This is a genomic window from Stenotrophomonas sp. ZAC14D2_NAIMI4_6, from assembly GCF_003086875.1.
Classification (GTDB): domain Bacteria; phylum Pseudomonadota; class Gammaproteobacteria; order Xanthomonadales; family Xanthomonadaceae; genus Stenotrophomonas.
Genome location: NZ_CP025996.1, coordinates 838,206 through 863,214, shown reverse-complemented (window position 1 = coordinate 863,214; position 25,009 = coordinate 838,206). Strand labels below are relative to the sequence as shown.

At 68.2% G+C, this 25,009-nt stretch carries 25 protein-coding genes; 15 read left to right on the top strand and 10 right to left on the bottom strand.

The features are described 5' to 3' along the window. Window positions 1–33 precede the first annotated feature (33 nt). A complete protein-coding gene (locus C1933_RS03715) occupies window positions 34–990 on the top strand; it encodes a transaldolase (RefSeq protein WP_108752237.1) in 957 nt (318 codons plus the stop codon). A gap of 703 nt (window positions 991–1,693) precedes the next feature. On the opposite strand, the gene msrA is transcribed toward C1933_RS03715, so the two are convergent. Together msrA and C1933_RS03705 are read right to left on the bottom strand one after the other, a co-directional pair. Continuing rightward, on the bottom strand, window positions 1,694–2,359 hold the full coding sequence (msrA, locus tag C1933_RS03710) for a peptide-methionine (S)-S-oxide reductase MsrA (RefSeq protein ID WP_199911441.1): 666 nt from the start codon (window positions 2,357–2,359) through the stop codon (window positions 1,694–1,696). A 30-nt stretch (window positions 2,360–2,389) separates the two neighbouring features. After that, a complete protein-coding gene (locus tag C1933_RS03705) occupies window positions 2,390–2,653 on the bottom strand; it encodes a DUF2007 domain-containing protein (protein ID WP_108752235.1) in 264 nt (87 codons plus the stop codon). 146 nt (window positions 2,654–2,799) lie between these two features. Between C1933_RS03705 and C1933_RS03700 the strand changes: the two genes are divergently transcribed. The 5 genes from C1933_RS03700 to rlmM all read left to right on the top strand — a co-directional run bounded on the left by C1933_RS03700 (window position 2,800) and on the right by rlmM (window position 7,715). Continuing rightward, on the top strand, window positions 2,800–4,548 hold the full coding sequence (locus C1933_RS03700) for a glutamine--tRNA ligase/YqeY domain fusion protein (protein WP_108752234.1): 1,749 nt from the start codon (window positions 2,800–2,802) through the stop codon (window positions 4,546–4,548). A gap of 43 nt (window positions 4,549–4,591) precedes the next feature. Then, entirely contained in the window at window positions 4,592–5,239 is a 648-nt protein-coding gene (locus C1933_RS03695) for a hypothetical protein (protein WP_108752233.1), read from the top strand. Window positions 5,240–5,269: 30 nt separating this feature from the next. After that, window positions 5,270–6,007 carry a DUF6348 family protein gene (locus tag C1933_RS03690; protein ID WP_108752232.1) on the top strand — a complete coding sequence of 246 codons (738 nt, stop codon included), beginning with the start codon at window positions 5,270–5,272 and terminating at the stop codon, window positions 6,005–6,007. 96 nt (window positions 6,008–6,103) lie between these two features. Then, window positions 6,104–6,664 carry a nucleoside deaminase gene (locus C1933_RS03685; protein WP_108752231.1) on the top strand — a complete coding sequence of 187 codons (561 nt, stop codon included), beginning with the start codon at window positions 6,104–6,106 and terminating at the stop codon, window positions 6,662–6,664. Further along, a complete protein-coding gene (rlmM, locus tag C1933_RS03680; RefSeq protein ID WP_108752230.1) occupies window positions 6,648–7,715 on the top strand; it encodes a 23S rRNA (cytidine(2498)-2'-O)-methyltransferase RlmM in 1,068 nt (355 codons plus the stop codon). Before C1933_RS03685 ends, rlmM begins: the two co-directional genes overlap by 17 nt. Window positions 7,716–8,998: 1,283 nt before the next feature. On the opposite strand, the gene C1933_RS03675 is transcribed toward rlmM, so the two are convergent. Next, window positions 8,999–10,180, bottom strand: coding sequence for a UbiH/UbiF family hydroxylase (locus C1933_RS03675; protein WP_108752229.1), 1,182 nt, complete (start codon window positions 10,178–10,180; stop codon window positions 8,999–9,001). Then, window positions 10,177–11,385, bottom strand: coding sequence for a 2-octaprenyl-6-methoxyphenyl hydroxylase (gene ubiH, locus C1933_RS03670; protein ID WP_108752228.1), 1,209 nt, complete (start codon window positions 11,383–11,385; stop codon window positions 10,177–10,179). Before ubiH ends, C1933_RS03675 begins: the two co-directional genes overlap by 4 nt. A gap of 109 nt (window positions 11,386–11,494) precedes the next feature. Between ubiH and C1933_RS03665 the strand changes: the two genes are divergently transcribed. From C1933_RS03665 to C1933_RS03625, 9 genes are all read left to right on the top strand, one after another. Continuing rightward, window positions 11,495–12,079, top strand: a complete 585-nt coding sequence (locus tag C1933_RS03665; protein WP_108752227.1) for a hypothetical protein — start codon at window positions 11,495–11,497, stop codon at window positions 12,077–12,079. Between the two features lie 8 nt (window positions 12,080–12,087). Next, window positions 12,088–12,642, top strand: coding sequence for a cob(I)yrinic acid a,c-diamide adenosyltransferase (locus tag C1933_RS03660; protein WP_108752226.1), 555 nt, complete (start codon window positions 12,088–12,090; stop codon window positions 12,640–12,642). Window positions 12,643–12,646: 4 nt separating this feature from the next. Then, entirely contained in the window at window positions 12,647–13,585 is a 939-nt protein-coding gene (locus tag C1933_RS03655) for a histone deacetylase family protein (RefSeq protein ID WP_108751474.1), read from the top strand. 89 nt (window positions 13,586–13,674) lie between these two features. Then, the gene (gene lptD, locus C1933_RS03650; protein ID WP_234414650.1) at window positions 13,675–16,119 is read left to right on the top strand and encodes an LPS-assembly protein LptD; all 2,445 of its coding nucleotides are present in this window, start codon (window positions 13,675–13,677) and stop codon (window positions 16,117–16,119) included. After that, window positions 16,116–17,459 carry a peptidylprolyl isomerase gene (locus C1933_RS03645; protein WP_108748591.1) on the top strand — a complete coding sequence of 448 codons (1,344 nt, stop codon included), beginning with the start codon at window positions 16,116–16,118 and terminating at the stop codon, window positions 17,457–17,459. The genes lptD and C1933_RS03645 overlap by 4 nt, the downstream gene beginning before the upstream one ends. A 3-nt stretch (window positions 17,460–17,462) precedes the next feature. After that, window positions 17,463–18,443, top strand: a complete 981-nt coding sequence (gene pdxA, locus C1933_RS03640; protein WP_108752224.1) for a 4-hydroxythreonine-4-phosphate dehydrogenase PdxA — start codon at window positions 17,463–17,465, stop codon at window positions 18,441–18,443. After that, window positions 18,440–19,243 (top strand): 16S rRNA (adenine(1518)-N(6)/adenine(1519)-N(6))-dimethyltransferase RsmA, encoded by an 804-nt coding sequence (rsmA, locus tag C1933_RS03635; protein ID WP_108748589.1) that lies wholly within the window; start codon window positions 18,440–18,442, stop codon window positions 19,241–19,243. Before pdxA ends, rsmA begins: the two co-directional genes overlap by 4 nt. A gap of 13 nt (window positions 19,244–19,256) precedes the next feature. Continuing rightward, the gene (gene apaG / locus C1933_RS03630; protein WP_108752223.1) at window positions 19,257–19,640 is read left to right on the top strand and encodes a Co2+/Mg2+ efflux protein ApaG; all 384 of its coding nucleotides are present in this window, start codon (window positions 19,257–19,259) and stop codon (window positions 19,638–19,640) included. Between the two features lie 15 nt (window positions 19,641–19,655). Beyond that, complete coding sequence (locus C1933_RS03625; RefSeq protein WP_108752222.1) at window positions 19,656–20,657, top strand: symmetrical bis(5'-nucleosyl)-tetraphosphatase; 1,002 nt, start codon at window positions 19,656–19,658, stop codon at window positions 20,655–20,657. A 177-nt stretch (window positions 20,658–20,834) separates the two neighbouring features. On the opposite strand, the gene C1933_RS03620 is transcribed toward C1933_RS03625, so the two are convergent. The 6 genes from C1933_RS03620 to C1933_RS03595 are packed head-to-tail and all read right to left on the bottom strand — an operon-like array spanning window position 20,835 to window position 25,008. Then, entirely contained in the window at window positions 20,835–21,326 is a 492-nt protein-coding gene (locus C1933_RS03620) for a dihydrofolate reductase (protein ID WP_108752221.1), read from the bottom strand. Window positions 21,327–21,339: 13 nt separating this feature from the next. Then, on the bottom strand, window positions 21,340–21,909 hold the full coding sequence (locus C1933_RS03615; protein WP_234414648.1) for a hypothetical protein: 570 nt from the start codon (window positions 21,907–21,909) through the stop codon (window positions 21,340–21,342). Continuing rightward, window positions 21,906–22,700 carry a thymidylate synthase gene (locus C1933_RS03610; RefSeq protein WP_108752220.1) on the bottom strand — a complete coding sequence of 265 codons (795 nt, stop codon included), beginning with the start codon at window positions 22,698–22,700 and terminating at the stop codon, window positions 21,906–21,908. Before C1933_RS03610 ends, C1933_RS03615 begins: the two co-directional genes overlap by 4 nt. Beyond that, on the bottom strand, window positions 22,697–23,584 hold the full coding sequence (gene lgt / locus C1933_RS03605; protein ID WP_108748584.1) for a prolipoprotein diacylglyceryl transferase: 888 nt from the start codon (window positions 23,582–23,584) through the stop codon (window positions 22,697–22,699). Before lgt ends, C1933_RS03610 begins: the two co-directional genes overlap by 4 nt. A gap of 51 nt (window positions 23,585–23,635) precedes the next feature. Next, window positions 23,636–24,130, bottom strand: coding sequence for a TPM domain-containing protein (locus C1933_RS03600; RefSeq protein ID WP_108752219.1), 495 nt, complete (start codon window positions 24,128–24,130; stop codon window positions 23,636–23,638). Continuing rightward, window positions 24,130–25,008, bottom strand: a complete 879-nt coding sequence (locus C1933_RS03595; RefSeq protein WP_108752218.1) for a TPM domain-containing protein — start codon at window positions 25,006–25,008, stop codon at window positions 24,130–24,132. The genes C1933_RS03600 and C1933_RS03595 overlap by 1 nt, the downstream gene beginning before the upstream one ends. Window position 25,009: the final 1 nt, after the last annotated feature.

The following is a 25,009-nucleotide window of genomic DNA, read 5'->3' as shown; positions in this document are numbered from 1 at the left end:
GCGCGATCCGATTTCCCTGCACCAGGAGCCGTAATGAGCAACACGTCCAAACTGTCCCAGCTGCGCGAACTGTCGGTAGTCGTTGCCGATACCGGTGACTACGACGCGATCAAGCGCCTGCAGCCGGTGGATTGCACCACCAACCCGACCCTGGTGAAGAAGGCACTGGACCTGCCGGTCTATGCCGAGCTGATCGAGCGCGAACTGGCCTGGGGCCGCCAGCAGGGCGGCGACCGCGAAGCCGTGGTGCATGCCGTGGCCGACCGCCTGACCATCGGCGTGGGCGCCCTGCTGAGCACCCTGGTGCCGGGCCGCGTGTCCACTGAAGTGGACGCCGACCAGGCCCACGACACCGCTGCGACGGTGGCCAAGGCCCGCCAGTTCATCCAGATGTACGCCGACGCCGGCGTGCCGCGCGAAAAGATCCTGATCAAGATCGCCGCCACCTGGGAAGGCGTGGAAGCGGCGCGCATCCTGCAGGCCGAAGGCATCGACTGCAACCTGACCCTGATCTTCAACCCGACCCAGGCGCTGGCCTGCAGCGAAGCCGGCGCGTTCCTGATCTCGCCGTTCGTGGGCCGCATCCTGGACTGGTACGTGGCCAACGGCCAGACCCCGGCCAACATCGACGAAGACCCGGGCGTGAAGTTCGTGCGCGGCGTGTATGCCGAGTTCAAGCGCCGTGGTTCGCCGACGGTGGTGATGGGCGCCTCGTTCCGTTCCACCGCGCAGATCGAAGCGCTGGCCGGCTGCGACCGCCTGACCATTTCGCCGGACCTGCTGGAAAAGCTGGACGCCGACCACGGCGAACTGCCGCGCAAGCTGGTGGCCGGTGCGGCCGACGGCGTGGCGGTGACCCCGATCGACGCGGCGAAGTTCGCGGCCGACCTGGCAGCGGACCCGATGGCCACCGAGAAGCTGGCCACCGGTATCGACGCCTTCGCCAAGGACCTGCAGGCGCTGCGCGAGCGCATCCGTTCGGAACTGTGATTGCGGCCAACGGCTGAGCCCCTCGTGGCGGGGGGCTCGGTTCGGTAGAGTCGAGCTTGCTCGACTGACTGCTGGAACAACAGCCGCGCTGGGTCGGGCGGGTCGGGTTCGCGGGAGACGCCGTAAACCCATCCTTGGCGGCTTGGCCGCCGCTTGCTCGTGTGCGCTGTCCTGCACACACGGCAAGACCGGGGTTGGGCGTCCTGCCCAACCCGCCCGAGGCATGCCTCGGGCCCATGCGGCGGACACTCCCGCGAACCCAACCCGCCCGCCCTCTGACAGTTCCCGGTGGCCGCCCGCCACGGAAGAAGGAAAGAAGAGCAACAGCGGGTCGCGCGCTGCGCTTGCTCGCAGTCGAGCAAGCTCGACTCTACGGGGCAATGCACGATCAAAGAAAAAGGACGCGGCGAAGGACGCGTCCTTTTTCTTTTCCACCAGTTCGTCAGTAACCCATGCTCTTACCTACCGCCACCGGGAAGCTGTCGAAGGTGGGACGGGGGCGGCTGGCAGGACCGCAGGCGCCATGGATGGCGCCTACGAGCCTACAGGGACGTACTTGCGGCGTGTCCTGCCAGCCGCCCCCGTCCCGCCGGATCCTCAGCAACCCAGAGCCGCTTTTGCTGTCAGCCGACTAACAGTCGGCTCTACCGGTCGGCTCTACCGTCGGCTCTACCGGTCGGCTCTACAGGCGGACCTCCGCGCGTCAGCGCGGCGCCTCCACATCCAGCCCGATCGGGCAGCTCACGCCGGTGCCGCCAATCCCGCAGTAGCCGTTCGGGTTCTTCGCCAGGTACTGCTGGTGGTAATCCTCGGCGTAGTAGTACTCCGGCGCCGGGTACACGATCTCGGTGGTGATCGGCCCGTAACCGGCCGCATCCAGCTGTGCCTGGTAGGCCTCGCGGCTGGCCAGCGCGGCCGCGTACTGCGCCTCGCTCGTGGCATGGATGGCCGAACGGTACTGGGTGCCGGTGTCGTTGCCCTGGCGCATGCCCTGGGTCGGGTCATGGCTTTCCCAGAACAGCTGCAGCAGCCGCTCCAGGCTGACCACCGCCGGATCGAACACCACCTGCACCACTTCGGTGTGGCCGGTCAGGCCCGAACAGACCTCTTCGTAGGTCGGGTTCGGGGTGATGCCACCGGCATAGCCCACCGAGGTGCTGTACACGCCCGGTTCGCTCCAGAACTTGCGCTCGGCGCCCCAGAAACAGCCCAGCGCGAAACGGATCTGCTGCAGGCCGGCGAAGCGGTCCTTCAGCGGATGGCTGTTCACGAAGTGCTGGTTGCTGTGCAGCGGCAACGGCTGGTCGCGCCCCGGCAGTGCCTCTTCCGCACGCGGCAGACGCTGCTTGAAGGCCCCGATGCCGAGGATGCCCTGGCCAATTCCCAACATGATGCGCTCCTACGCCGGTTGTCCGACCCAATCGTCTGCATCTGAAATGGGGTCGGCCGGTCCCTGGCCCAAGTCCAGCCCGGCCACGATGTCTTCGGCCTGCGGCCGCGCCGCGTCGGGTATGCCGACCCGCAGCACGCCGAACAGCGGCAGCTCGCCCATGCCGCCCAGCAGCGATTCGCCGAACACGAAGGCGGGAATGCCTGCGTCTTCCAGCGCGTGCTTCACCAGGTGGGCGTCGAACAGGTTGTCGGCCTTGTACACGATGTGCATGGGGCAGCTCCTCGGGGCAGGGTTCCAGCATACGCCCGGGGCCTGAATCGCGCCGCTGCGCCCGCCGGGCATGGCGGCAAACCCCGGCAGCCCTGGCCGGTACGCGCTAGACTGTTGGTCTTTCTGCCCTTTTTCGCCCCAGACTCATGTCCGAGCACACCCCCGCCAGCCCCGAGACCCCCGCCGACAGCCACGAGAAGCGCGATTTCATCCGCCAGATCGTGCGCGAGGACCTGGCCAGCGGCAAGCACCAGGCGATCAAGACCCGCTTCCCGCCCGAGCCGAACGGCTACCTGCACATCGGCCATGCCAAGTCGATCTGCCTGAACTTCGGCCTGGCCGGCGAGTTCAGCGGCGTGTGCAACCTGCGCTTCGACGACACCAACCCGGCCAAGGAAGACCCCGAGTACGTGGCCGCCATCCAGGACGACGTGCGCTGGCTGGGCTTCGAGTGGAACGAGCTGCGCCATGCCTCGGACTACTTCCAGACCTATTACCTGGCCGCCGAGAAGCTGATCGAACAGGGCAAGGCCTATGTCTGCGATCTGTCGGCCGAGGAAGTGCGCGCCTACCGCGGCACCCTGACCGAGCCGGGCCGCCCGTCGCCGTGGCGCGACCGCAGCGTGGAGGAAAACCTCGACCTGTTCCGCCGCATGCGTGCCGGTGAATTCCCCGACGGCGCGCGTACCGTGCGCGCGAAGATCGACATGGCCAGCGGCAACATCAACCTGCGCGATCCGGCCCTGTACCGCATCAAGCACGTCGAGCACCAGAACACCGGCAACGCGTGGCCGATCTACCCGATGTACGACTTCGCCCATGCGCTGGGCGATTCCATCGAGGGCATCACCCACTCGCTGTGCACGCTGGAATTCGAAGACCATCGCCCGCTGTACGACTGGTGCGTGGACAACGTCGATTTCGCCCATGACGATGCGCTGACCCAGCCGCTGGTCGACGCCGGCCTGCCGCGCGAAGCGGCCAAGCCGCGCCAGATCGAGTTCTCGCGCCTGAACATCAACTACACGGTGATGAGCAAGCGCAAGCTGATGGCGCTGGTGACCGAACAGCTGGTGGACGGCTGGGAAGACCCGCGCATGCCGACCCTGCAGGGCCTGCGCCGCCGTGGCTACACCCCGGCCGCGATGCGCCTGTTCGCCGAGCGCGTGGGCATCAGCAAGCAGAATTCGATGATCGATTTCAGCGTACTGGAAGGCGCGCTGCGCGAAGACCTGGACAGCGCCGCGGCGCGCCGCATGGCGGTGATCGACCCGGTGAAGCTGGTGCTGACCAACCTGGCCGAGGGCCACGAAGAACAGCTGACCTTCAGCAACCACCCGAAGGACGAGAGCTTCGGCAGCCGCCAGGTGCCGTTCGCACGCGAAGTGTGGATCGACCGCGAGGACTTCGCCGAAGTGCCGCCCAAGGGCTGGAAGCGCCTGGTACCGGGCGGCGAAGTGCGCCTGCGCGGCGCCGGCATCATCCGCTGCGATGAAGTGATCAAGGATGCCGATGGCACCATCACCGAGCTGCGCGGCTGGCTGGATCCGGAATCGCGCCCGGGCATGGAAGGCGCCAACCGCAAGGTGAAGGGCACCATCCACTGGGTCAGCGCCGTGCATGGCGTGCCGGCGGAAATCCGCCTGTACGACCGCCTGTTCTCGGTGCCGAACCCGGACGACGAATCGGAAGGCAAGACCTACCGCGATTACCTGAACCCGGAATCGCGCCGCACCGTCACCGGCTATGTTGAACCGGCCGCGGCCAGCGCCACGCCGGAACAGTCGTTCCAGTTCGAGCGCACCGGCTACTTCGTCGCCGACCGCCGCGACCACACCGAAGCCAAGCCGGTGTTCAACCGCAGCGTGACCCTGCGCGACACCTGGTCGGCCTGAGGAACCGCGCGGGCGCCAGGACGGCGCCCGCACGCCCGCGACAATGACCGCCGCCCTCTCCGCCCTGCTCTGGTTCCTGTCCCAGCACCCGTTGCTGGCATTGCCGGTGCTGATGGCGCTGGCCGGGCTGCTGTCGTGGTGGCGGCGCACCCCGCTGTACCTCATCGCCATGTTTCCGCTGGCGATGCTGAACATTTTCCTGGGTTCGTTCGTCAATGCGGCCTGGGTGAACGGGATCGGCGAGCGCGGCGAAGCGGTGATCGTCAAGGCCGAGGAAACCAGTTCCACCCTCAACGACCGCTACATCTGGCGTTACGAGGCGGTGGTGCACACCGCCGATGGCCAGGATGTGGACGTGGTGTTCCATACCAACACGATCTCGCTGTGGCCGCTGGAAAACGCGATCCGCATTCCCGCACAGGGCCAGCCCTTCGTGGTGAAGTACGCGCCGGGCTTCCCGCGCAGCATCGTGATCCTCACCAACGAATCGCCGCATGGCATCGCCCAGTCACGCGCCCGTGCACGCGAGCGGGTGGAGGTGGCCGCACGCAGGCTGCATTTCAGCCCCGGCAACGAGCGCTTCCGCGCTGATTACCGCCGCGAGCTGGACACCTGGCTGCGCGACCATGGCGATGACCCGCAGCAGCAGTCACAGGCGCAGCGCTACCGCGACGAACGCGAAGCGCTGTGACCGCTGCCCCCTTTCACTGACAGGCCTGACATGACCGCTACCGCCAACCCGTTTCTTCCGCTGCTGATGCAGGTCCTGCACGGCCGCGACATTGCCTGCACCGTCGACGGCACCGAGCTGGTGCTGGACAGCGGCCTGCGCCTGGTCGCGCACGGCGTTGCGTCGAACGCCCGCGACAATGGCGGCTGGCAGACCTCCACGGTGATCGAGGCACGCCATCCGGAACTGTTCGCTGACGGCCTGTTCGAGTACCAGCACGCCGCCGGCGACAGCGAGCAGGATGCAGTGCTGTCCGGCTTCGAAAACTGGGTGCGGGTCGACCTGGCCACCCTGCAGGCGGCCATCGGCGCCGACGATGCGCCGGAGCTGCAGATGCTGACCCTGCGCTACCCGGCCGAGGAAACCGGCACGGCGCTGGCGCGCGCGGTGGTGCTGGGGCCGCTGGCCCACTACCGCAGTGAACCCCGCGATGAAACCGCCGCCTGCAGCGAGGACGACCACGGCTCCTGCCCCTGCTGCCTGTTCACCCAGAGCCTGGAGGCGTTCAACGATCTGCTGAAGACCCGCCAGTTCCTCGGCATCCGCCTGTTCGCCTCGCGCGATGCCGACGGCCAGTGCGAGGCCGACTGCCGGGTGAACGGCCATGATTTCCCCGCCGCCCTGCCCCTGCTGCGCGCCTACGCTGCGCGCTGGCCGCAGGCCGGGCTGGAGTTCCGCAAGCAGTACGTGGTGGTCCGCACCGACACGGACGCCGAAACCGACGCCTGATCCCGCGCCGACACCCCCGCTGCATGCCGCTGCGGCTACACTGCGCGCCGGCTGTTGTTCCTGCCCCACCTTTCCACCCTACGAGGCACCCCCGCGATGCTGTACGCGCAAGTCCACCTGACCCTTCCCGCCTGGATCCACGACCAGATCGACCTGGATCGTCGCTATCCGGGCGACGAGGCCAAGGTCGCACTGGCGATCGAGCTGTCGCGGCTGAATGTCGAACACGCCAGTGGCGGCCCGTTCGGCGCCGTCGTGTTCGGCCCCGATGACAAGGTGATCGCCGCCGGCGTGAACCGCGTCGTGCCGCACGCCACCTCGTTGGCCCACGCCGAAAACATGGCCTACATGCTGGCCCAGCAGCGCCTGCAGACCCCGCGCCTGAACGCGGTGCTGTCGCCGGTAACCCTGGCCACCAGCTCGCAGCCGTGCTGCCAGTGCTACGGCGCCACCGTGTGGGCCGGCATCGACCGCCTGCTGATCGGCGCCAGCTCGGCCGACGTGGAAGAACTGACCCCGTTCGACGAAGGCCCGCTGCCGGCCGACTGGGTGGGCGAGCTGAACAAGCGCGGCATTGAAGTGGTGCAGGGCCTGAACCGCGATGCCGCGCGCGGCGTGCTGCGTGCCTATGGGGAAGCCGATGGCACCCGTTACTGAGACCGGAATCGGCCTGCTCTGCCTGTGCCGGCAGGGCTTCGAGCCCGAGCTGGCCGGCGAGCTGCAGCACCGCGCCGGCCAGGCCGGTTTCGCCGGCTATGCACGCACCCAGCGCAATGACGGCTACGTGCTGTTCATGTGCGACGAAGCCGCCGCGCTGGCCCCGCGCCTGCCGTGGCGCGAACTGATCTTCGCGCGGCAGAAGCTGGTGGTACTGGCCGAGCTGCCGCAGCTGGACCCGAGCGACCGCATCACCCCGATGCTGGAGGTGCTGGCCGATGCGCCGCGCTTCGGCGATCTGTGGGTGGAACACCCCGATTCGGATGCCGGCAAGCCGCTGTCCGGCCTGGCCCGCGCGTTCGGCAATGCGTTGCGCCCGGCGCTGCGCAAGGCCGGCAAGCTGACCGACAAGCCGAACCCGCGCCTGCCGCGGCTGCATGTGGTCTTCGTCGATGGCACACATGCGTTCGTCTGCGTGGCCGACCCGGCCGACAGCGCGCCGTGGGCGTTGGGCATTCCGCGCCTGAAGCTGCTGCCGGAAGCCCCGTCGCGTTCGGCGCTGAAGCTGGACGAGGCACTGCTGACCCTGCTGGCACCGGAAGAGCGCGAGGCCCTGGTGAAACCGGGCATGCGCGCGGCCGACCTGGGCGCCGCGCCCGGCGGCTGGACCTGGGTGCTGACCCGCCAGCACGTGCATGTGCTCAGCATCGACAATGGCCCGTTGCGCCAGCACGTGCTGGATACCGGGCTGGTCGAACACCTGCGCGCCGACGGCTTCCACTGGCACCCGGACCAGCCGTTGGACTGGATGGTCTGCGACATGGTTGAACAGCCGCGCCGCGTGGCCGAACGCATGGCTACGTGGTTCCGCGAAGGCTGGTGCCGGCACGCGATCTTCAACCTGAAGCTGCCGATGAAGAAGCGCTGGGACGAGACGCGGTTGTGCCTGGACCTGTTCCAGGAACAGGCAGGCAAGCCGCTGGTGGTACGGGCCAAGCAGCTGTACCACGACCGTGAAGAGATCACGGTGCTCGCCTCGCCGCTGCGCTGAGGCGCGCACCGCGCAGTCGGTAGGTGCCAACCTTGGTTGGCACAACCTCTGAAACGCCTTCGCCCCATCTGGGCCGACGTTGCCTGACAGACGTGCCAACCTTGGTTGGCACAACCTCTGAAACGCCTTCGCCCCATCTGGGCCGACGTTGCCTGACAGACGTGCCAACCAAGGTTGGCACCTACCAGAGCGGCGTACCGCGCGGTCGGTGGGTGCCAAGGCAACGCACCGCGCAGTCGGTAGGTGCCAACCTTGGTTGGCACAACCTCGCAAACACCTTCGCCCCATCTGGGCCGACGTTGCCTGACAGACGTGCCAACCAAGGTTGGCACCTACCAGAGCGGCGTACCGCGCGGTCGGTGGGTGCCAGGGCAACGTACCGCGCAGTCGGTAGGTGCCAACCTTGGTTGGCACAACCTCGCAAACACCTTCGCCCCATCTGGGCCGACGTTGCCTGACAGACGTGCCAACCAAGGTTGGCACCTACCAGAGCCGCGTGCCGCGGTGGGTGCGTGCCAGAGCAACGTGCCGCGCATTCGGTAGGTGCCAACCTTGGTTGGCACAGCCTCGGAAACACCTTCGCCCCATCTGGGCAGACGTCGCCTGACAGACGTGCCAACCAAGGTTGGCACCTACCAAAGCCGTGCCGCGCGGTGGGTAGGTGCCAGAGCAACGTACCGCGCAGTTGGTAGGTGCCAACTTTGGTTGGCACAACCTCGCAAACACCTTCGCCCCATCTGGGCCGACGTTGCCTGACAGACGTGCCAACCAAGGTTGGCACCTACCAGAGCGGCGTACCGCGCGGTGGGTGGGTGCCAGAGCAACGTACCGCGCAGTTGGTAGGTGCCAACTTTGGTTGGCACAACCTCGCAAACACCTTCGCCCCATCTGGGCCGACGTTGCCTGACAGACGTGCCAACCAAGGTTGGCACCTACCAGAGCGGCGTACCGCGCGGTGGGTGGGTGCCAGAGCAACGTACCGCGCAGTTGGTAGGTGCCAACTTTGGTTGGCACAACCTCGCAAACACCTTCGCCCCATCTGGGCCGACGTTGCCTGACAGACGTGCCAACCAAGGTTGGCACCTACCAGAGCGGCGTACCGCGCGGTCGGTGGGTGCCAGGGCAACGTACCGCGCAGTCGGTAGGTGCCAACCTTGGTTGGCACAACCTCGGAAACACCTTCGCCCCATCTGGGCTGACGTTGCCTGACAGACGTGCCAACCGAGGTTGGCACCTACCAAAGCCGTGCCGCGCGGTGGGTAGGTGCCAGAGCGGCGTGCCGTTCAGACGCCGGCGGCGCGCTTCCAGAATGCCTGTACCACCGGCGGCCACTTGCCCACGCAGCCCAGCGCGCGGCCGCGGGCCAGGGTCAGGTGCATTTCGTCGTTGGAAAACAGCCGGTTGATCGCATCGAAGCTGTAGGCGGCGATCTGGTTGTCACTGCGCCGTTCCCGCGCCCAGCGCTGCAGCCGCTGCGGCGACAGGCGCGGCTGGCCACGGCGCTCGGCCGAGGGTGCCAGCCACTGCTGCAGGGCAGCCACGTCGCGCAGGCCCAGGTTCACCCCCTGCCCCGCCAGTGGGTGCACCACGTGCGCCGCATCGCCCAGCGCCAGCACGCGACCGGACACATAGTGGCGGGCCAGCTGCCGGCGCAGCGGGAACGCCGCGCGCGCCGAGGCCAGGCGCAGTTCGCCCAGCCGGCCGGCAAAGGCGCGGGTCAGCTCGCGATTGAACGCGGCGTCGTCCAGCGCCAGCACGCGTGCCGCTTCGTCTTCCGGCAGGGTCCACACGATCGAACTGCGGCGCTCGGCCACCGGCAGCAGGGCCAGCGGGCCGGTCGGCAGGAAACGCTGCCAGGCCGTGGCCTGATTGGGCAGCGCGCTGTCCACGTAGGCCACCACGCCACGCTGGTGATAATCGTGCGATTCCACCTCGATCCCGGCCAAGCGGCGCAGGGTGGAATCGGCGCCATCGGCGGCCACGGCCAATGCGGCATCCACGCGACGCCCATCGTCCAGCCGCAGGCGTACACCTTCGTCGTCCTGTTCCAGCGCTTCCACCCGCCCCGGGCAATGCAGCTGCACGCCCGCCGCCGGCAATGCGGCCCACAGGCGGTCCTGCAGCAGGCCGTTCTCAACAATGAACCCCAGCTCGCGCCGACCGAAGCGGTCTGCGTCGAACAGCAGGTCATCGCCGCCGGCCGCGTCCCACACCTGCATGCGCCGGTAGGGCCAGGCACGCGCCTGTGCAATGGCCGGCCAGACGCCCAGGCGCTGCAGCAGCTGCACGTTGTCGGCGGCGAAGGCGAACACCCGCAGATCCGGCTGCGCCGCCTGCCAGGCCGGCGGCTCGCGCCCTTCGACCAGCGCCACCGACAGACCGGCATCGGCCAGCGCCAGTGCACAGGCGGCGCCGACAACGCCGCCGCCCACCACGGCCACATCCAGTCGCATGCGCCGGCTCATGCAGCCTCCCCACGGCACAGGCGCGGCACGTCGCCACGGAAGCCCATGGCACCGCCGACCAGCATCGACTGCACCGAGGCGCGTTGTGCCGCCACCAGGCCCAGGCTGCGCAGCGGGCGCAGCAGCGGTGCCGGATTGCTGGTCAGCCGTGCCAGCCCACCGGAAAACGCCACGGTCTGCTGCCGGTCTTCCGCGCGCCGGGCCACGTAGGCCTGCAGAAGTGCCTCGCGGCCTGCATCTTCATCGGCCGCCTCCAGCAGCTCGGCCAGGGTGAGCGCGTCGCGCAGGCCCAGGTTGAAGCCCTGCGCGCCCAACGGGTGGATGGTCTGCGCGGCGTTGCCCAGCAGCACCGCGCGTTCGCCCACCAGCGCGCGCGCCAGTACCTGCACCAGCGGGTAGGCACTGCGCGGGCCCGATTCCAGCAAGCGCCCGGCGCGCCAGCCCAGCGTGTGCTGCAGGCGCTGCAGCCAGGCCGCATCGTCCAGCGCCATCACCGCCTCGGCCTGGTCGCGGGCCACGCCGTGCACACAGCCGAAGTGGCGGTCGCCGCGCGGCAACAGCGCGGTCGGGCCGGTATCGGTGAAGCGTTCCCACGCACTGCCATCGGGCGCGCGCTGGCTGCGCACGCGGGCCACGAACAGGGTCTGTTGGAAATCATGGCGGTCCACCGCAATGCCCAGCGCATCGCGCACGCCACTGGCGGTGCCATCGGCCCCCACCACCAGCCGGGCCAGCAGCACGCGCTCGCCCGCATCGTCAGCCACATGGACCTGCCGGTAACCGTCGACCACTGCACCCAGGCCGATGAAACGCATCGGGCGGTAGCGCTGCAGCTGCGGCAGTTCCTGCAGCCGCGCCTCCAGCGCCTGGCCGAAGTCGCGGGCCACCACCACCTGGCCGAACCACGGCCGGTCGTAATCGGCCGCATCCATCTGCACGCGGCCAAAGTCGCCGGCGCGGCTGACGTGGATGCGACGGATCGGGCCGGGCGGCATCGCCAGCTTCTGCATCACCCCCAGCGCGGTCAGTGCGTTCACGGTGGCCGCGGCGAAACTGAGGTTGCGCTGGTCGAACACCGCCGGCAGTTCACCGGCCGGGCTGGCTTCCAGCAGGGCTACATTGCGGCCCAGCCGCTCCAGGGCGATGGCCAGGCTGGCCCCGACCAGACCGCCACCGACGATCAGCACGTCATGTCGTTCACTCATGGGCCCATGATACGCGCTCGCCACGCCATCCAGACCCGGCACGCCGCGCCTGCGCAGGGCCGCGCGGCGGGCTAGAATGGAAGCTGAATCCGCCCCACGGGTCTTCGCCATGTCCGACACCGCCCATCGCGCCTTTGTCCTGTCCGTGCTTGTGCTGCTGCTGGCGGCGACCCGGGTGAACCACTTCGCAGCCATCCCCGATGCCTCCTGGGCCGTGTTCTTCATCGGCGGCTTCTATCTGGCCCGCTGGACCCGCTGGGCGTTCCCGCTGCTGATGGTGTTCGCCGTGCTGGTGGACTGGATCGTGATCCGCAGCGCGGGGCTGGACTTCTGGCAGCACTACTGCGTGTCGCCGGGTTACTGGCTGCTGTTGCCGGCGTATTTCTCGCTGTGGGCCGGCGGCCTGCTGCTGGGCCACAACTACCACGGCGCGCACTGGTCGGTGCTGGCCAAGGGCGTGCCGCTGCTGGTGGTGTCGGTGGCGCTGTGCCACCTGCTGGCCCAGGGTGGGTTCTACTGGACCAGCCGCAACGTGGCCGAACCGACCCTGGCCGGCTGGGCACAGAACTACGCCCAGTGGTTCGGGCCATACCTGCGCACCACCGCCATCTACGTGGTCCTGGCTGCGGCGCTGCAACTGGCTGTGGAGCAGATGCTGAAGCTGCACCAGGCCCGCCGCGACATCCACCACTGAGCACCGGCATGGGGCATCGGCTTTCGCGCATCTACACCCGCACCGGCGACGACGGCAGCACCGGCCTGGGCGACGGTAGCCGGGTGGCCAAGGACGATCTGCGGGTCGCCGCCTACGGCACCGTGGACGAAGCCAATGCCGCCCTGGGGCTGCTGCTGGCCGCGCCGCTGCCTGACGACGTGCGTGCGCTGGTGGTGCATCTGCAGCACCAGCTGTTCGATCTGGGCGCCGAGCTGTGCGTGCCTGGCCATGCGGCCATCCATGCCGCCGACGTTTCCGCACTGGAACAGCAGCTGGACCATTACAACGCCGGCCTGCCCATGCTGAAGGAATTCATCCTGCCCGCTGGCGGCGAGGCGGCGGCGCGCTGCCACCTGGCCCGCACCATCGTGCGCCGCGCCGAGCGCGAAACGGTCAGCCTGGCCCGGGCGCAGGCCGTGCGCGGCGAAGCCCTGCACTACCTCAACCGCCTGTCGGACCTGCTGTTCGTGCTGGCCCGCGTGCTGGCCCGCGCCGATGGCCACGGCGAAGCGCTGTGGCAACCGCAGCACCGGCAGGCCTGAGCACGTGCGGGTCTTCACTCATCCGTCCTGCCTGCTGCACGACCCGGGTCCGGGCCATCCCGAATGCCCGCAACGGCTGCAGGTGGTGCTCGACGCCCTGCAGCAGGCCTTCCCCGGCCAGCTGGACTGGCAGCAGGCCCCGCCGGCCAAGTTCGGCGAGCTGAGCCGGGTCCACGACAGCGCCCTGCTCGACTTCGTGCTGCAGCCGCAGACCCTGCCGCTGCGCCAGCTGGACATGGACACCTGGACCTCGCCCGGTTCGGCCAGCGCCGCCGTGCACGCCGCCGGTGCCGGCGTGGCTGCGGTGGACGCGGTGATGCTGGGCGATGACCCGCTGGCGTTCTGCGCGGTGCGCCCGCCGGGCCACCATGCCACCAGCAGTACGGCCATGGGCTTCTGCCTGCTCAACAACATCGCCATCGCCGCCGCCTATGCGCGCGACCGCCACGGGCTGGAACGGATTGCCGTGGTCGACTTCGACGTGCACCACGGCAACGGCACCCAGGACATCTTCCAGCATGACGCGCGGGTGTCGTACTACAGCACCCACCAGGCCGGCCTGTTCCCCAACTCGGGCCTGCGCCGCGACCGTGGCGCCGGCAACCTGATGAACATCCTGCTGCCGCCGGGCAGCGGTGGCTTCCGCTTCCGCAACGTCTGGGCCGACGAGATGCTGCCGGCCATCGACGACTTCCGCCCGCAGCTGCTGCTGATTTCGGCCGGTTTCGATGCCCACCTGCGCGACCCGCAGGCGGACCTGATGCTGGAAACCGAGGATTTCGCCTGGATCACCGGCGAACTGCATGCGCTGGCGCGGCGCCATGGGGCCGGCCGCGTGGTGTCCATGCTGGAAGGCGGCTACGACCTGCAGGCGCTGGCCGAATGCAGCGTGGCCCACGTGCAGACCCTGCTGCAGGGGGCCGCTGCGGCGCGCCCAGGATGAACCCGAACCGGCCTCGGCCGGACGCCTTCATTGCCCCTATGCAAGGGATGGGGCAATCTACGGTCCGTTTTCGCCCGAATCCGAACCGCGTGCGCCGAGCCCTCCGCCTGCTTCCCCTGCCCCTGAGCATCGCTGTCTGCCTGCCGGCGATGGCCGATGACAAGCCGCTCAACTGGGGCCTGTGCCCGGCCACCGAAGTCATTCCCGCCTTCACCGATGCCCCCACCCCGGTACCGGGGCAGGACGCGGCCGCCGCCAGCGCCCAGCGCGAGCAGCAGCCCACCGACATCGAAGGCGACCAGCTGCTGGGCACCACCACCGTGCCGCAGTACCAGGGCAACGTCGCCCTGCGCCGCGGCGACCAGTTCGTGGGCACCGACAAGCTCAGCTTCGATACCGACACCGGCAACTACATCGCCGACGGCAACGTGCGCTACCAGGATTCCTCGATCCGCATGGTGGCCAAGCGCGCCGAGGGCAACCAGGAAAGCGACACCCACAAGATCACCGACATCCAGTACCAGCTGGTGTCGCGCCGTGGCAACGGCGAGGCCGAATCGGTCGACCTGCAGGGCGCCGTGGGCCAGATGCATCGCTCCACCTACACCACCTGCGACCCCTCGCAGCCGGTGTGGAAGCTGACCGCACCGCAGATCGACGTGGATAACGACGAAGGCTTCGGTACCGCCCGCAACGCGGTGCTGCGCATCGGCAAGGTGCCGGTGCTGTGGGCGCCGTACTTCAAGTTCCCGATCGACGACCGCCGCAAGACCGGCCTGCTGTTCCCGCAGCTGGGCATGTCCGGCCGCAATGGTTTCGACTACACCCAGCCGATCTACCTGAACCTGGCGCCGAACTACGACGACACCCTGATGCCGCGCTACATGAGCGAGCGCGGGCTGATGCTGGACAACGAGTTCCGCTATCTCTACAACGGCGGCCGCGGCGAGCTGCTGACCGCCTACATCCCCAACGACAAGCTGCGCGACCGCGACCGCGGCCGGGTGATGTTCAGTGGCTACCACAACGTGGACAGCCACTGGCAGGCCCGCGCCAACTTGGCCTGGGTCAGCGACGAGCGCTACGTGGAGGATTTCTCCAACCGTCTGGTCGGTGTGACCGCGTCGAACCTGCAGAGCACCATCGGCCTGTACGGCACCGGCAAGGACTGGACCGCCGGCATCATGGCCGACCGCTGGCAGTTGACCGACTACACCCTGACCGAATCGGCACTGGCCTACAACCGACAGCCGCGCCTGTACTTCACCTGGGACAAGCCGCTGCTGCCGTGGGTCGAAACCAGCCTGTACGCCGAGGCGGTGCGCTTCACCCACGACGACGTGAATGAGAAGTACGGCGCGGACCAGGAGTATGCGCGCACCGGCAACGTGACCCGCATGGACGGCGGTTCGCGCCTGGACATCAAGCCGTCGATCTCCTTCCCGTTCAGCGGCGCGGCCTGGTATGTCACCCCGACCCTGGCCTACCGCTATACCGCCTATGACCTGGAACGTGGCCTGGCCGACAGCATCCGCAGAACGGTGCTGACCTCGCAGGGCATCGATCCGGCCACGGCCAGCGCCGAACAGCTGCGCGGCAACACCTCGCCCAGCCGCTCGCTGCCGATCGCCAGCCTGGACGCCGGCCTGTTCTTCGACCGCGAAACCACCATCGGTGGCAAGTCGTTCCTGCACACCCTGGAGCCGCGCCTGTTCTACCTGCGCACGCCGTACCGCAACCAGGACGACCTGCCGCTGTTCGACACCCGTGACTTCACCTTCAGCTGGGGCCAGCTGTTCCGCGATTCGCGCTACACCGGCGCCGACCGCCAGAACGATGCCAACCAGCTGACCATGGCGCTGGGCACCCGCTTCATCGACCAGACCACCGGCAAGGAACGGTTCTCGGCCAGCATCGGCCAGATCCAGTACTTCGACGAATCGCGGGTGACCACCACCCCGGGCGGCGCACCGGTTGAAAAGGGCAAGTCGGCCTGGATCGCCGACGCCAACTACATGGTGAACGACCGCTGGACCCTGAGCGCCACCTACCAGTGGGACCCCAAGTACAAGCGTGAGGACCTGGCCAGCTTCCGCGCCCGCTACCTGATGTCCAACGATGGCGTGGTCAACCTGACCTACCGCCACCGCATCAACCCCGACGGCACCGACCTGCTGAAGCAGGCCGACCTGTCGTTCCTGTACCCGCTGAATGCGCGCTGGAGCCTGGTTGGCCGTTACTACTACTCGCTGGAAGACAAGGCGCCGCTGGAAATCATCGGCGGCGTGCAGTGGGACAGCTGCTGCCTGGCCGTGCGTGCCGTGGCCCGCCGGTACGTGCGCAACCGCGAAGGCGACCTGAACAATTCCATCCAGATCGAGTTCGTGCTGAAGGGCCTGAGCTCGCTGGGCCAGGACACGGACCGTACCCTGCGCCGTGCTATCCTCGGGTACAACCGCGACGACCTTTATCTGGTGCCGCCCAGCAATACCGGGGTGACCCGGGACGACTACGATCCGAATCTGATCCCATGACCAAGCGCTTCCCCGTTCTTCTCGCCTCGCTGCTGGCGGTGTCCAGCGTGTCCGCCCCCCTGCAGGTCATCGCGCAGGAGGCCCAGCCGCTGGACCGCATTGCTGCGGTCGTCGACGAGGACGTGGTCCTGCAGAGTGAACTGCAGCGCGCCATCGCCAACATCAAGGCCCAGTACGTGGGCCGCGAAAACCAGCTGCCGCCGGACGACGTGCTCAGCCGCCAGGTGCTGGAGCGCCTGGTGCTGGTGAAGCTGCAGGTGGCCCGCGCCCAGGGCAGCGGCATCCGTGTCAGCGACCAGGAACTGAACCAGGCGATGAACTCCATCGCCCAGCAGAACGGTTCCAACCTGGACAGCCTGCGCCAGCGCCTGGCCCATGACGGCATCGACTTCGAGGAATTCCGTTCCTCGGTGCGCGACGAAATCACCGTGCAGCGCCTGCGCCAGAGCTTCGCGCAGAGCCGCATCAGCGTGAGCGAGGGTGAAGTGGACGCCGCGCTGAAGCAGCAGGCCACCGCCGGCAACCAGTACCACCTGGCGCACATCCTGGTCGCCCTGCCCGACGGCGCCAACGCCGACCAGATCGCTACCGGCCAGAAGAAGGCCGACGGCGTGAAGGCCCTGCTGGACAAGGGCGAGCTGGACTTCAACGCCGCTGCCGTGCGCTATTCGGACAGCCCCAACGCGCTGGAAGGCGGCGATCTGGGCTGGCGCACGCTGGACGAAATCCCGGCGGCATTCGCGCAGATGATGCAGCAGATGAAGGCCGGCGATGTGGTTGGCCCGATCCGCGGCCCCAGCGGCTTCCAGCTGCTGAAGCTGGTGGAAGTGCGTGATGCCAACGCCGCCGCCGGTGCCCACACGGTCACCGAATACCATGCCCGCCATATCCTGGTGCGCGTGGACGGCAACCAGACCGATGCCGCCGCCAAGGCCAAGATCGACACCCTGCGTGCCCGCGTGGCCGGTGGTGCCGACTTCGAGCAGGTGGCCAAGGAATCGTCGGAAGACAGCAACAGCAAGGGCCAGGGCGGCGATCTGGGCTGGTTCCCGGCCGATGCCTTCGGTCCGGCGTTCGGCCAGCAGGTCGAAGGCATCCAGGATGGCGGCGTCAGCCAGCCGTTCCGTACCGATGCCGGCTGGCACATCGTGCAGCGCGTTGCCACGCGCCAGACCGACGTGACCAGCGACAACCAGCGTGCCCAGGTGCGTGAAACCATCGGCCGCCGCAAGCTGGAAGAGGAATACAACCGCTTCCTGCAGGAACTGCGTGGCGAAGCCTACGTCAGCTTCCGCAGCGGCGACCGGGCGGAAAACACCGCCACCCCGCCGCAGTCCTGACCCATGCGCCCCGAGCTCGCGCTGGTACCGGGCGAGCCCGCCGGGATCGGTCCGGAACTGTGTGTCCGCCTGGTACAGCAGCCGCGCGATGATTGCCGGCTGCTGGCCTTCGCCGACCCGGACACCCTGCGCGCGGCCGCCGCCGCGCTGAACCTGCCCCTGCAACTGCTGCCGGAAGATGCGCACGCGCGTCTGCCTGGCGATCTGCGCCTGCGCGTGGTGGCCAATGCCGCGCCCAGCCGCTTCGGCCAGGCCGACCCGGCCAACGCCAGCGCTGTCATCGGCGCCCTGCTCGGTGCCGGCCAGGCCTGCCTGTCCGGCGAACTGCACGGCGTGGTCACCGGCCCGGTGCACAAAGCGGTCATCAACGAAGGCGGCATTGCCTACAGCGGCACCACCGAACTGCTGGCCGACCAGGCCGGGGTTAAGGTGGTGATGATGCTGGCCAACGACATCGTGCGCGTTGCGCTGGCCACCACCCACCTGCCCTTGCGCGAAGTGGCCGATGCGATCACCGCGCCTGCCCTGGAACACACCCTGCGCACGGTGCATGCCGCGTTGCGCGGTGAGTTCGGCCTGGCCGCCCCGCGTATCGCCGTGCTGGGCCTGAACCCGCATGCCGGTGAAGACGGCCATCTGGGCCGCGAGGAACTGGACCTGATCATTCCGCTGCTGCAGCGCTTGCGCGCAGAGGGCATGGATCTGGTCGGGCCACTGCCGGCCGACACCGCCTTCCTGCCGGCCAAGCTGGCCGGGTTCGACACCGTGCTGGCCATGTACCACGACCAGGGCCTGCCCGTACTGAAGTATTCGGGCTTCGAACAGGCCGTGAACCTGACCCTGGGCCTGCCTTACCCGCGCGTGGCGGTCGACCATGGCACCGCGCTGGACCTGGCCGGACGCGGCATTGCCGACCCGTCCAGCCTGCAGGCCGCCACGGCCCTGTGTGCGCAATTGGCCCGGCAACGTACACTGAGCGCATGAATTCCCCGCATTCCCCCTCCGGCCCGGTGTTTACCGCCCCGGCCAAGAAACAGCTTGGCCAGCATTTCCTGGCCGACCGCCACTACATCGACAAGATCGTGATGGCGGTCAACCCCAAGGATGGCGACCGCCTGGTCGAGATCGGCCCTGGCCAGGGTGCGATCACCCTGCCCCTGCTGCGCGTCCATCCGAAACTGACCGTAATCGAGTTCGACCGCGACCTGATCGCGCCGCTCACCGCGGCCGCCGAGCCGCTGGGCGAGCTGACCATCGTCCACCGCGACGTGCTGCGCGTGGATTTCACCGAACTGGCCGCCGGCCAGCCGATCCGCCTGGTCGGCAACCTGCCCTACAACATCTCCTCGCCCATCCTGTTCCATGCGCTGGAACATGCCGCGGTCATCCGCGACATGCATTTCATGCTGCAGAAGGAAGTTGTCGACCGCATGGCCGCCGGCCCGGGCAGCAAGGTCTACGGCCGCCTGAGCGTGATGCTGCAGGCCTACTGCCAGGTCACTTCGCTGTTCGTGGTGCCGCCGGGCGCGTTCCGGCCGCCGCCGAAGGTCGATTCGGCCGTGGTGCGGCTGGTGCCGCGCGACCCGGCCACCATCGCCATCCACGATCACGCGCGCTTTGCCGAGGTGGTCAAGGCCGCCTTCGGCCAGCGCCGCAAGACCCTGCGCAACGCGTTGAGCAAGGTGGTGACCGCCGAACAGTTCGCCGCTGCCGGCGTGCGCCCCGATGCCCGTGCCGAACAGCTGGATGTGGCTGAATTCATCGCTTTGGCCAATGCCACCTGATTACACTGCCGGTATGGAAGACGCTGACGTTTACGCCATCTCCGTTGAAGTTGCCCCGCGCTTCCTCGACGACCAATCCGCGCCGGAAGACGGCCGCTATGCGTTCGCCTACACGATCCGCATCCGCAACCGTGGCCGCGTGGCCGCGCGCCTGATCGCGCGCCACTGGCGCATCACCGACGCCAACGGTCGCGTCGAGCATGTCGATGGCGATGGCGTGATCGGCGAACAGCCGCGCCTGCGGCCCGGTGAAGACTTCCACTACACCTCGGGTGTCATGCTGGGCACCGACCACGGGACCATGCAGGGCCACTACGACATGGTTGCCGACGATGGCACTGAATTTGCCGCGCCGGTCGCACCTTTCGTGCTGGCCATCCCGCGTACCCTGCACTGACACGGAGGCCGGACGATGAGTGTGTGGGCGATCGGCGACCTGCAGGGCTGCTACGACGTAACCCAGCGCCTGCTGGAAAAGATCCGCTTCGACCCGGCGCAGGACACCCTGTGGTTCTGCGGCGATCTGGTGAACCGCGGTGGGCAATCGCTGGAAACCCTGCGCCTGGTGCATTCGCTGCGCGAGCACAGCGTGGTGGTGCTGGGCAATCATGATCTTTCGCTGCTGGCCGTGGGTGCGCGCACCGAGGAAGAGCAGCGCAAGGTCAACCCGGACCTGCTGCGCATCGTGCAGGCCGAAGACCGCGACGAGCTGCTGGAGTGGCTGCGCCTGCAGAAGCTGGTGCACGTGGACCGCGAGCTGGGCTGGATGATGGTGCATGCCGGCCTGGCGCCGAAGTGGACCACGCAGATGGCCGAAAAGCATGCCGCCGAAGTGGAACTGCAACTGCACGGCGCCGGCTATCGCAAGCTGTTCCGCAACATGTACGGCGACAAGCCCAGCTGGGCCCCGAACCTGGCCGGCTATGACCGCTCGCGCGCGATCATCAACGTGCTCACCCGCATGCGCTACTGCACCCCGCGCGGGCGCATCGGCATTGAAGACAAGGGCACGCCCGGCACCCAGGAACAGGGGCTGTACCCCTGGTTCGAAGTGCCCGGCCGGGTCGAGCGCGACCTGAAGGTCGTCTGCGGCCACTGGTCGGCGCTGGGCCTGACCATCACCCAGGGCGTGCACGCCATCGATACCGGCGCGGTCTGGGGTGGCAAGCTGACCGCCCTGCAGCTGGATACCGATGAACTGCGCGTGGTGCAGGTGCCGGGGCGTGATGTGCCGGCGCCGGTCGCCAACGCACGGCCGCCGGCACGCCCGCCGCAGCCGCGTGCACCTGCGGCTGCACCGAGCAAGGAAGGCGGCAACGGCCAGCCTGCCGCGCCGGGCAACCGTGGCCCGCGTCGTCGTCGCCGTCGCGGTGGTGGTGGTGGCAATAACAACGGCGCACCGCCGCAGAGCTGAAGGCACAGCGGTAGAGTCGACTGTCAGTCGACTATCGCGCGGAGCGCGGGGTTTCGCATGGTCCGAACCAGGAGCAGTCGACCAACGGTCGACTCTACCAGTCGACTATCGCGCGGAGCGCGGGGTTTCGCATGGTCCGAACAGGGGCAGTCGACCAACGGTCGACTCTACCCGGGGTCAGCGGCGCGTGTAGTCCGCGAAGCGGAACGCGTAGGCGTGGCGTGCGTCGGCTGGGTGCGGCTCGCTGCTGGTTTCCTGCCACACCGCCGGGTCGACTTCGGGAAAATGCGTATCGGCCGGCACCTCGGCGTCCACCCAGGTCAGGTACAGGTCGCTGGCCTGGTCCAGCAGCTGGCGGAAGATTTCGCCACCGCCAATGATGCACAGCTCGCTGGCGCCCTCGCCCGCCGCAATGGCCTTGGCTTCTTCGAGCGATGCCACCGCACGCATGCCTTCGAACGGCACCTGGCCGCTGCGGGTCAGCACCAGATTGGTCCGCCCCGGCAGCACCCGGCCGATCGATTCGGCGGTCTTGCGCCCCATCAGGATCGGCTTGCCCAGGGTCAGCGCCTTGAAATGCTTGAAGTCGTCCGGCAGGTGCCAGGGCATGGCATTGCCCTGGCCGATGCCACGGTTGCGGTCCAGCGCTACGACCATCGAAAGTTTCATCGCTGCGACCTCCTCAACCGGCATCGATCTGCAGCCGTTCACAGGCAGCCTTGGCGGCACTGGCCGCCTGCAACGCTGCCGCCAGCGCCGGGCTGGACGGGGACTTCTCATCCATGCCATCGACGATCTTCTGCATCTGCGCCTCCTCGATGTCCTTCAGGCCGGGGCCTGACAGGATCTCCGCGGACAACGCCGCCCTATCGGTGTCGGTGTCGGTGTCGGCAGCCCGCACCAGAAACGCCTGCAACTGGTCGCTGGAGTAGACGCTGGCGAGCTGCTGCTCGAGCACGCGCTGGTACTCCGGCTCTTCGATGCCCGCCTTGAGGTGCTCGGTCATCGCCGCGTACATGCCGGTCACCGCCTCGCGCATCTGCGCCTGGCAGCCTGCCGGAATGTCCTCGGGCATCATCGTGCTGCCGTTGAATGCCGCGGCAAACGCGTGGGCTTCCTCGCGCATGTGTCTGTGCACGATCTGTGCGTTGACTTCACGGGCCAAGCCCAGCGTATCGGCCGGTGCCGCGTACGCGCCCGTGCACAGCACGCCGGCCAGCAGCAGCGGGGGCACACACCTGCGCAGCCTCATACCGCTACCGGGGCCTTGATGGCCGGGTGCGGGTCGTAGCCGTCGATGCGGATGTCGTCGAACTGGAAACCGAACAGATCGGTCACCTCGGGGTTCAGCCACAGCTTGGGCAGCGCGCGCGGTTCACGCGACAGCTGTTCACGGGCCTGCGCGTAGTGGTTCGAATACAGATGGGCATCGCCCAGGGTATGCACGAAGTCGCCCACGCCCAGACCCGTGGCCTGCGCCACCATATGGGTCAGCAACGCGTAGCTGGCGATGTTGAACGGCACGCCCAGGAAAATGTCGCCGCTGCGCTGGTACAGCTGGCAGCTCAGCTTGCCGTCCACCACGTAGAACTGGAACAGGTTGTGGCACGGCATCAGCGCCATCTGCGAAAGCTCGCCCACGTTCCAGGCACTGACCACCAGCCGCCGCGAATCGGGATTGCGCTTGATCTCGTCCACCAGCCACTGCATCTGGTCGATCTCGCGGCCATCGGCGGTGGCCCAGCTGCGCCACTGCTTGCCGTACACCGGGCCGAGATCGCCATTGGCGTCGGCCCACTCGTCCCAGATGCGTACCTGGTTGTCCTTCAGGTAGCCGATGTTGGTGTCGCCCTTCAGGAACCACAGCAGCTCGTGGATGATCGAGCGCAGGTGCAGCTTCTTGGTGGTGACCAGCGGGAAGCCTTCGTTCAGATCGAAGCGCATCTGCCAGCCGAACACGCTGCGGGTGCCGGTGCCGGTGCGGTCGCTCTTCTCGGCGCCGTGTTCGAGCACGTGCGAAAGCAGGTCCAGGTAGGCCTTCATGCCTTGCCCTCCGCCGCCACCAGCGGCTGCGGCTGCAGCACCGGTGCGCGGCGCGACAGTGCCAGCAGCACCAGGCCCAGCGCCACCAGCGGCAGGCTCAGCAGCTGGCCCTTGGTCAGCCAGCCGAAGGCGATGTAGACCCCGTTGTCGGGCATGCGCACGAACTCCAGGCCGAAGCGGAAGATGCCGTACATCAGCGCGAACAGGCCCGACACCAGGTAGCGGTGGCGCGGCTTGGCCGACACCATCCACAGCACGGTGAACATCACCACGCCTTCCAGCGCCGCTTCATACAGCTGCGAGGGATGGCGCGCGTAGGGGTTCAGCGCGCCGGTAGCGAACTGTGCCTTCAGCGTGGCCGCATCCAGCTGGTTCAGCGGTGCTGGCAGGCCCGAAGGGAACACCACGCCCCAGGTGCCGTCGGTGTACTTGCCCCACAGCTCGGCGCCGATGAAGTTGCCCACCCGCCCCAGTGCCAGGCCGATCGGCACCAGCGGCGCCATGAAGTCGATCGTGTCGAACAGGTGCAGGCGCTGCTTGCGCGACCACCACCAGCACGCCACCACCACGCCCAGCAGGCCGCCGTGGAAGCTCATGCCACCGTCCCATACCTTGAACAGCAGCACCGGGTTGGACAGGAAATCGCCCAGTGCATAGAACAGCATGTAGCCGATGCGCCCGCCCAGCACAACGCCCAGCATGGCGTAGAACAGCAGGTCGGAAAAACCGTTGGCATCGACGCCCGGCAGGCGCCCCTGCGCGATGCGCTTGCGCCCCAGCAGCCAGGCTGCAGTGAAGCCCAGCAGGTACATGATGCCGTACCAGTGCACCTTGATCGGCCCCAGCGAAAGGGCAATGGGGTCGATATCGTGGAAATAGATCATGGAAGGTGCCTTGCAGGTGAACGCCTATTCTCGGGCCAGCGCCGCCGCGGCTCAACCAAGCAGCTGCGGGGTGTTGGGCAGCCCGTCATCGTCGGACCCCGAACCGGGCGGAAAGTGCCCGGCCAGCAGCCCGGAGACTTCATCGATGGCATCGCGCAGGGCCTGCACCGGCTCGCTGCCGCGCAGCCCTTCGCGCAGATGGGTGCAGATGCGCTGCCATTGCGCCGGGCTGACCCGGCCGTGCAGGCCGCGGTCGGCCACGATCTCGATGGCGTGGTCGGCCAGCAGCAGGTAGATCAGCACGCCGTTGTTATGCGCGGTATCCCAGGTGCGCAGCTGGGCGAAGGCCTGCTCAGCCGCCTGCCGCGGGGTCACCCGCCGCCACAGCGCGTGCAGGGGCAGATCGGCTTCCACCGCGAACATGACCTGGCCGCCGTGGCGCTGTTCACCACTGGCGATGGCCTCGGTGATCGCCTGCAGCACCGCCGGCGGGAAGGCCCGCCGCAGCGACGGGGAAAACAGGTGCCGCCCGATACGCCTGATCATCACCAGCCCCCCGAAGCGCCACCGCCACCGGAACGGCCACCGCCGCCGCCCCAGCTGCCGCCACCACCGCCGAAACCACCGCCGCCCCCGCCGCCCCAACTGCCACCGCCCCAGCCACCGCCGCCGGCGAAGCGGCCGGGGTGGCCCGAAAGCATGGCCACGATCAGGCCGACGATACCGGCCAGGCCACTGGCCAGCAGCGTGGAGGTGAACAGGAAGGCCGCCAGCGCGGCGCCGCCACCGCCCAGCAGGCCGCGCAGCGGGCGCGGCACCCGCGAGAACACCCCGCGCAGGATGCTGCCGGCAAATACGCCAATGAACAGCGCCAGCGCCCAGGTATCACCGCCGTCGCCGCTGTCAGCGCCGCGCTGGCTGCTGACCGGCGCTGGCAGGGCCTCGCCATCGATCAGCTTGACCAGCACCGCGGTCGCTTCGGTGATGCCGCCGGCGTAGTCGCCGGCACGGAAACGCGGCACCAGGTATTCCTGGATGACACGGTTGGCAATGGCATCGGGAATGGCGCCCTCCAGCCCATAGCCCGGTTCGATGCGCACCCGCCGATCGTCCTTGGCCACCACCAGCAGCACGCCGTCATCCACGCCCTTGCGGCCGATCTGCCATTGATCGAACACACGGGTGGTGTACTGCGCGATGTCCTCGGGCTGGGTGCTGGGCACCACCAGCACCTGCAGCTGGCTGCCCTTGCGCTGCTGCAGCGCCAGCGCCTGCTGCACCAGTGCCTGCTTCTGCGTGGCATCCAGTGTGCCGGTGGTGTCGACCACCGGCGAATCCAGCGCCGGAATCGGCGCAAGCTGCTGCGCCTGCGCGGCCAGCGGCAGCCACAGCAGCAGGGCCAGCAGCGCGGTGGGCAGGCGCATG

What these genes read in the sequence shown, in the direction of transcription:
- C1933_RS03625 (WP_108752222.1), top strand. Translation starts at nt 19,656, where the DNA reads ATGAGTGTGTGGGCGATCGGCGACCTGCAGGGCTGCTACGACGTAACC.
- C1933_RS03615 (WP_234414648.1), bottom strand. Translation starts at nt 21,909, where the DNA reads ATGAGGCTGCGCAGGTGTGTGCCCCCGCTGCTGCTGGCCGGCGTGCTG.
- C1933_RS03705 (WP_108752235.1), bottom strand. Translation starts at nt 2,653, where the DNA reads ATGCACATCGTGTACAAGGCCGACAACCTGTTCGACGCCCACCTGGTG.
- C1933_RS03685 (WP_108752231.1), top strand. Translation starts at nt 6,104, where the DNA reads ATGCTGTACGCGCAAGTCCACCTGACCCTTCCCGCCTGGATCCACGAC.
- C1933_RS03595 (WP_108752218.1), bottom strand. Translation starts at nt 25,008, where the DNA reads ATGCGCCTGCCCACCGCGCTGCTGGCCCTGCTGCTGTGGCTGCCGCTG.
- C1933_RS03660 (WP_108752226.1), top strand. Translation starts at nt 12,088, where the DNA reads ATGGGGCATCGGCTTTCGCGCATCTACACCCGCACCGGCGACGACGGC.
- C1933_RS03620 (WP_108752221.1), bottom strand. Translation starts at nt 21,326, where the DNA reads ATGAAACTTTCGATGGTCGTAGCGCTGGACCGCAACCGTGGCATCGGC.
- C1933_RS03695 (WP_108752233.1), top strand. Translation starts at nt 4,592, where the DNA reads ATGACCGCCGCCCTCTCCGCCCTGCTCTGGTTCCTGTCCCAGCACCCG.
- apaG (WP_108752223.1), top strand. Translation starts at nt 19,257, where the DNA reads ATGGAAGACGCTGACGTTTACGCCATCTCCGTTGAAGTTGCCCCGCGC.
- rlmM (WP_108752230.1), top strand. Translation starts at nt 6,648, where the DNA reads ATGGCACCCGTTACTGAGACCGGAATCGGCCTGCTCTGCCTGTGCCGG.
- C1933_RS03610 (WP_108752220.1), bottom strand. Translation starts at nt 22,700, where the DNA reads ATGAAGGCCTACCTGGACCTGCTTTCGCACGTGCTCGAACACGGCGCC.
- lgt (WP_108748584.1), bottom strand. Translation starts at nt 23,584, where the DNA reads ATGATCTATTTCCACGATATCGACCCCATTGCCCTTTCGCTGGGGCCG.
- pdxA (WP_108752224.1), top strand. Translation starts at nt 17,463, where the DNA reads ATGCGCCCCGAGCTCGCGCTGGTACCGGGCGAGCCCGCCGGGATCGGT.
- C1933_RS03690 (WP_108752232.1), top strand. Translation starts at nt 5,270, where the DNA reads ATGACCGCTACCGCCAACCCGTTTCTTCCGCTGCTGATGCAGGTCCTG.
- C1933_RS03675 (WP_108752229.1), bottom strand. Translation starts at nt 10,180, where the DNA reads ATGAGCCGGCGCATGCGACTGGATGTGGCCGTGGTGGGCGGCGGCGTT.
- ubiH (WP_108752228.1), bottom strand. Translation starts at nt 11,385, where the DNA reads ATGAGTGAACGACATGACGTGCTGATCGTCGGTGGCGGTCTGGTCGGG.
- C1933_RS03715 (WP_108752237.1), top strand. Translation starts at nt 34, where the DNA reads ATGAGCAACACGTCCAAACTGTCCCAGCTGCGCGAACTGTCGGTAGTC.
- C1933_RS03600 (WP_108752219.1), bottom strand. Translation starts at nt 24,130, where the DNA reads ATGATCAGGCGTATCGGGCGGCACCTGTTTTCCCCGTCGCTGCGGCGG.
- C1933_RS03700 (WP_108752234.1), top strand. Translation starts at nt 2,800, where the DNA reads ATGTCCGAGCACACCCCCGCCAGCCCCGAGACCCCCGCCGACAGCCAC.
- C1933_RS03645 (WP_108748591.1), top strand. Translation starts at nt 16,116, where the DNA reads ATGACCAAGCGCTTCCCCGTTCTTCTCGCCTCGCTGCTGGCGGTGTCC.
- C1933_RS03665 (WP_108752227.1), top strand. Translation starts at nt 11,495, where the DNA reads ATGTCCGACACCGCCCATCGCGCCTTTGTCCTGTCCGTGCTTGTGCTG.
- rsmA (WP_108748589.1), top strand. Translation starts at nt 18,440, where the DNA reads ATGAATTCCCCGCATTCCCCCTCCGGCCCGGTGTTTACCGCCCCGGCC.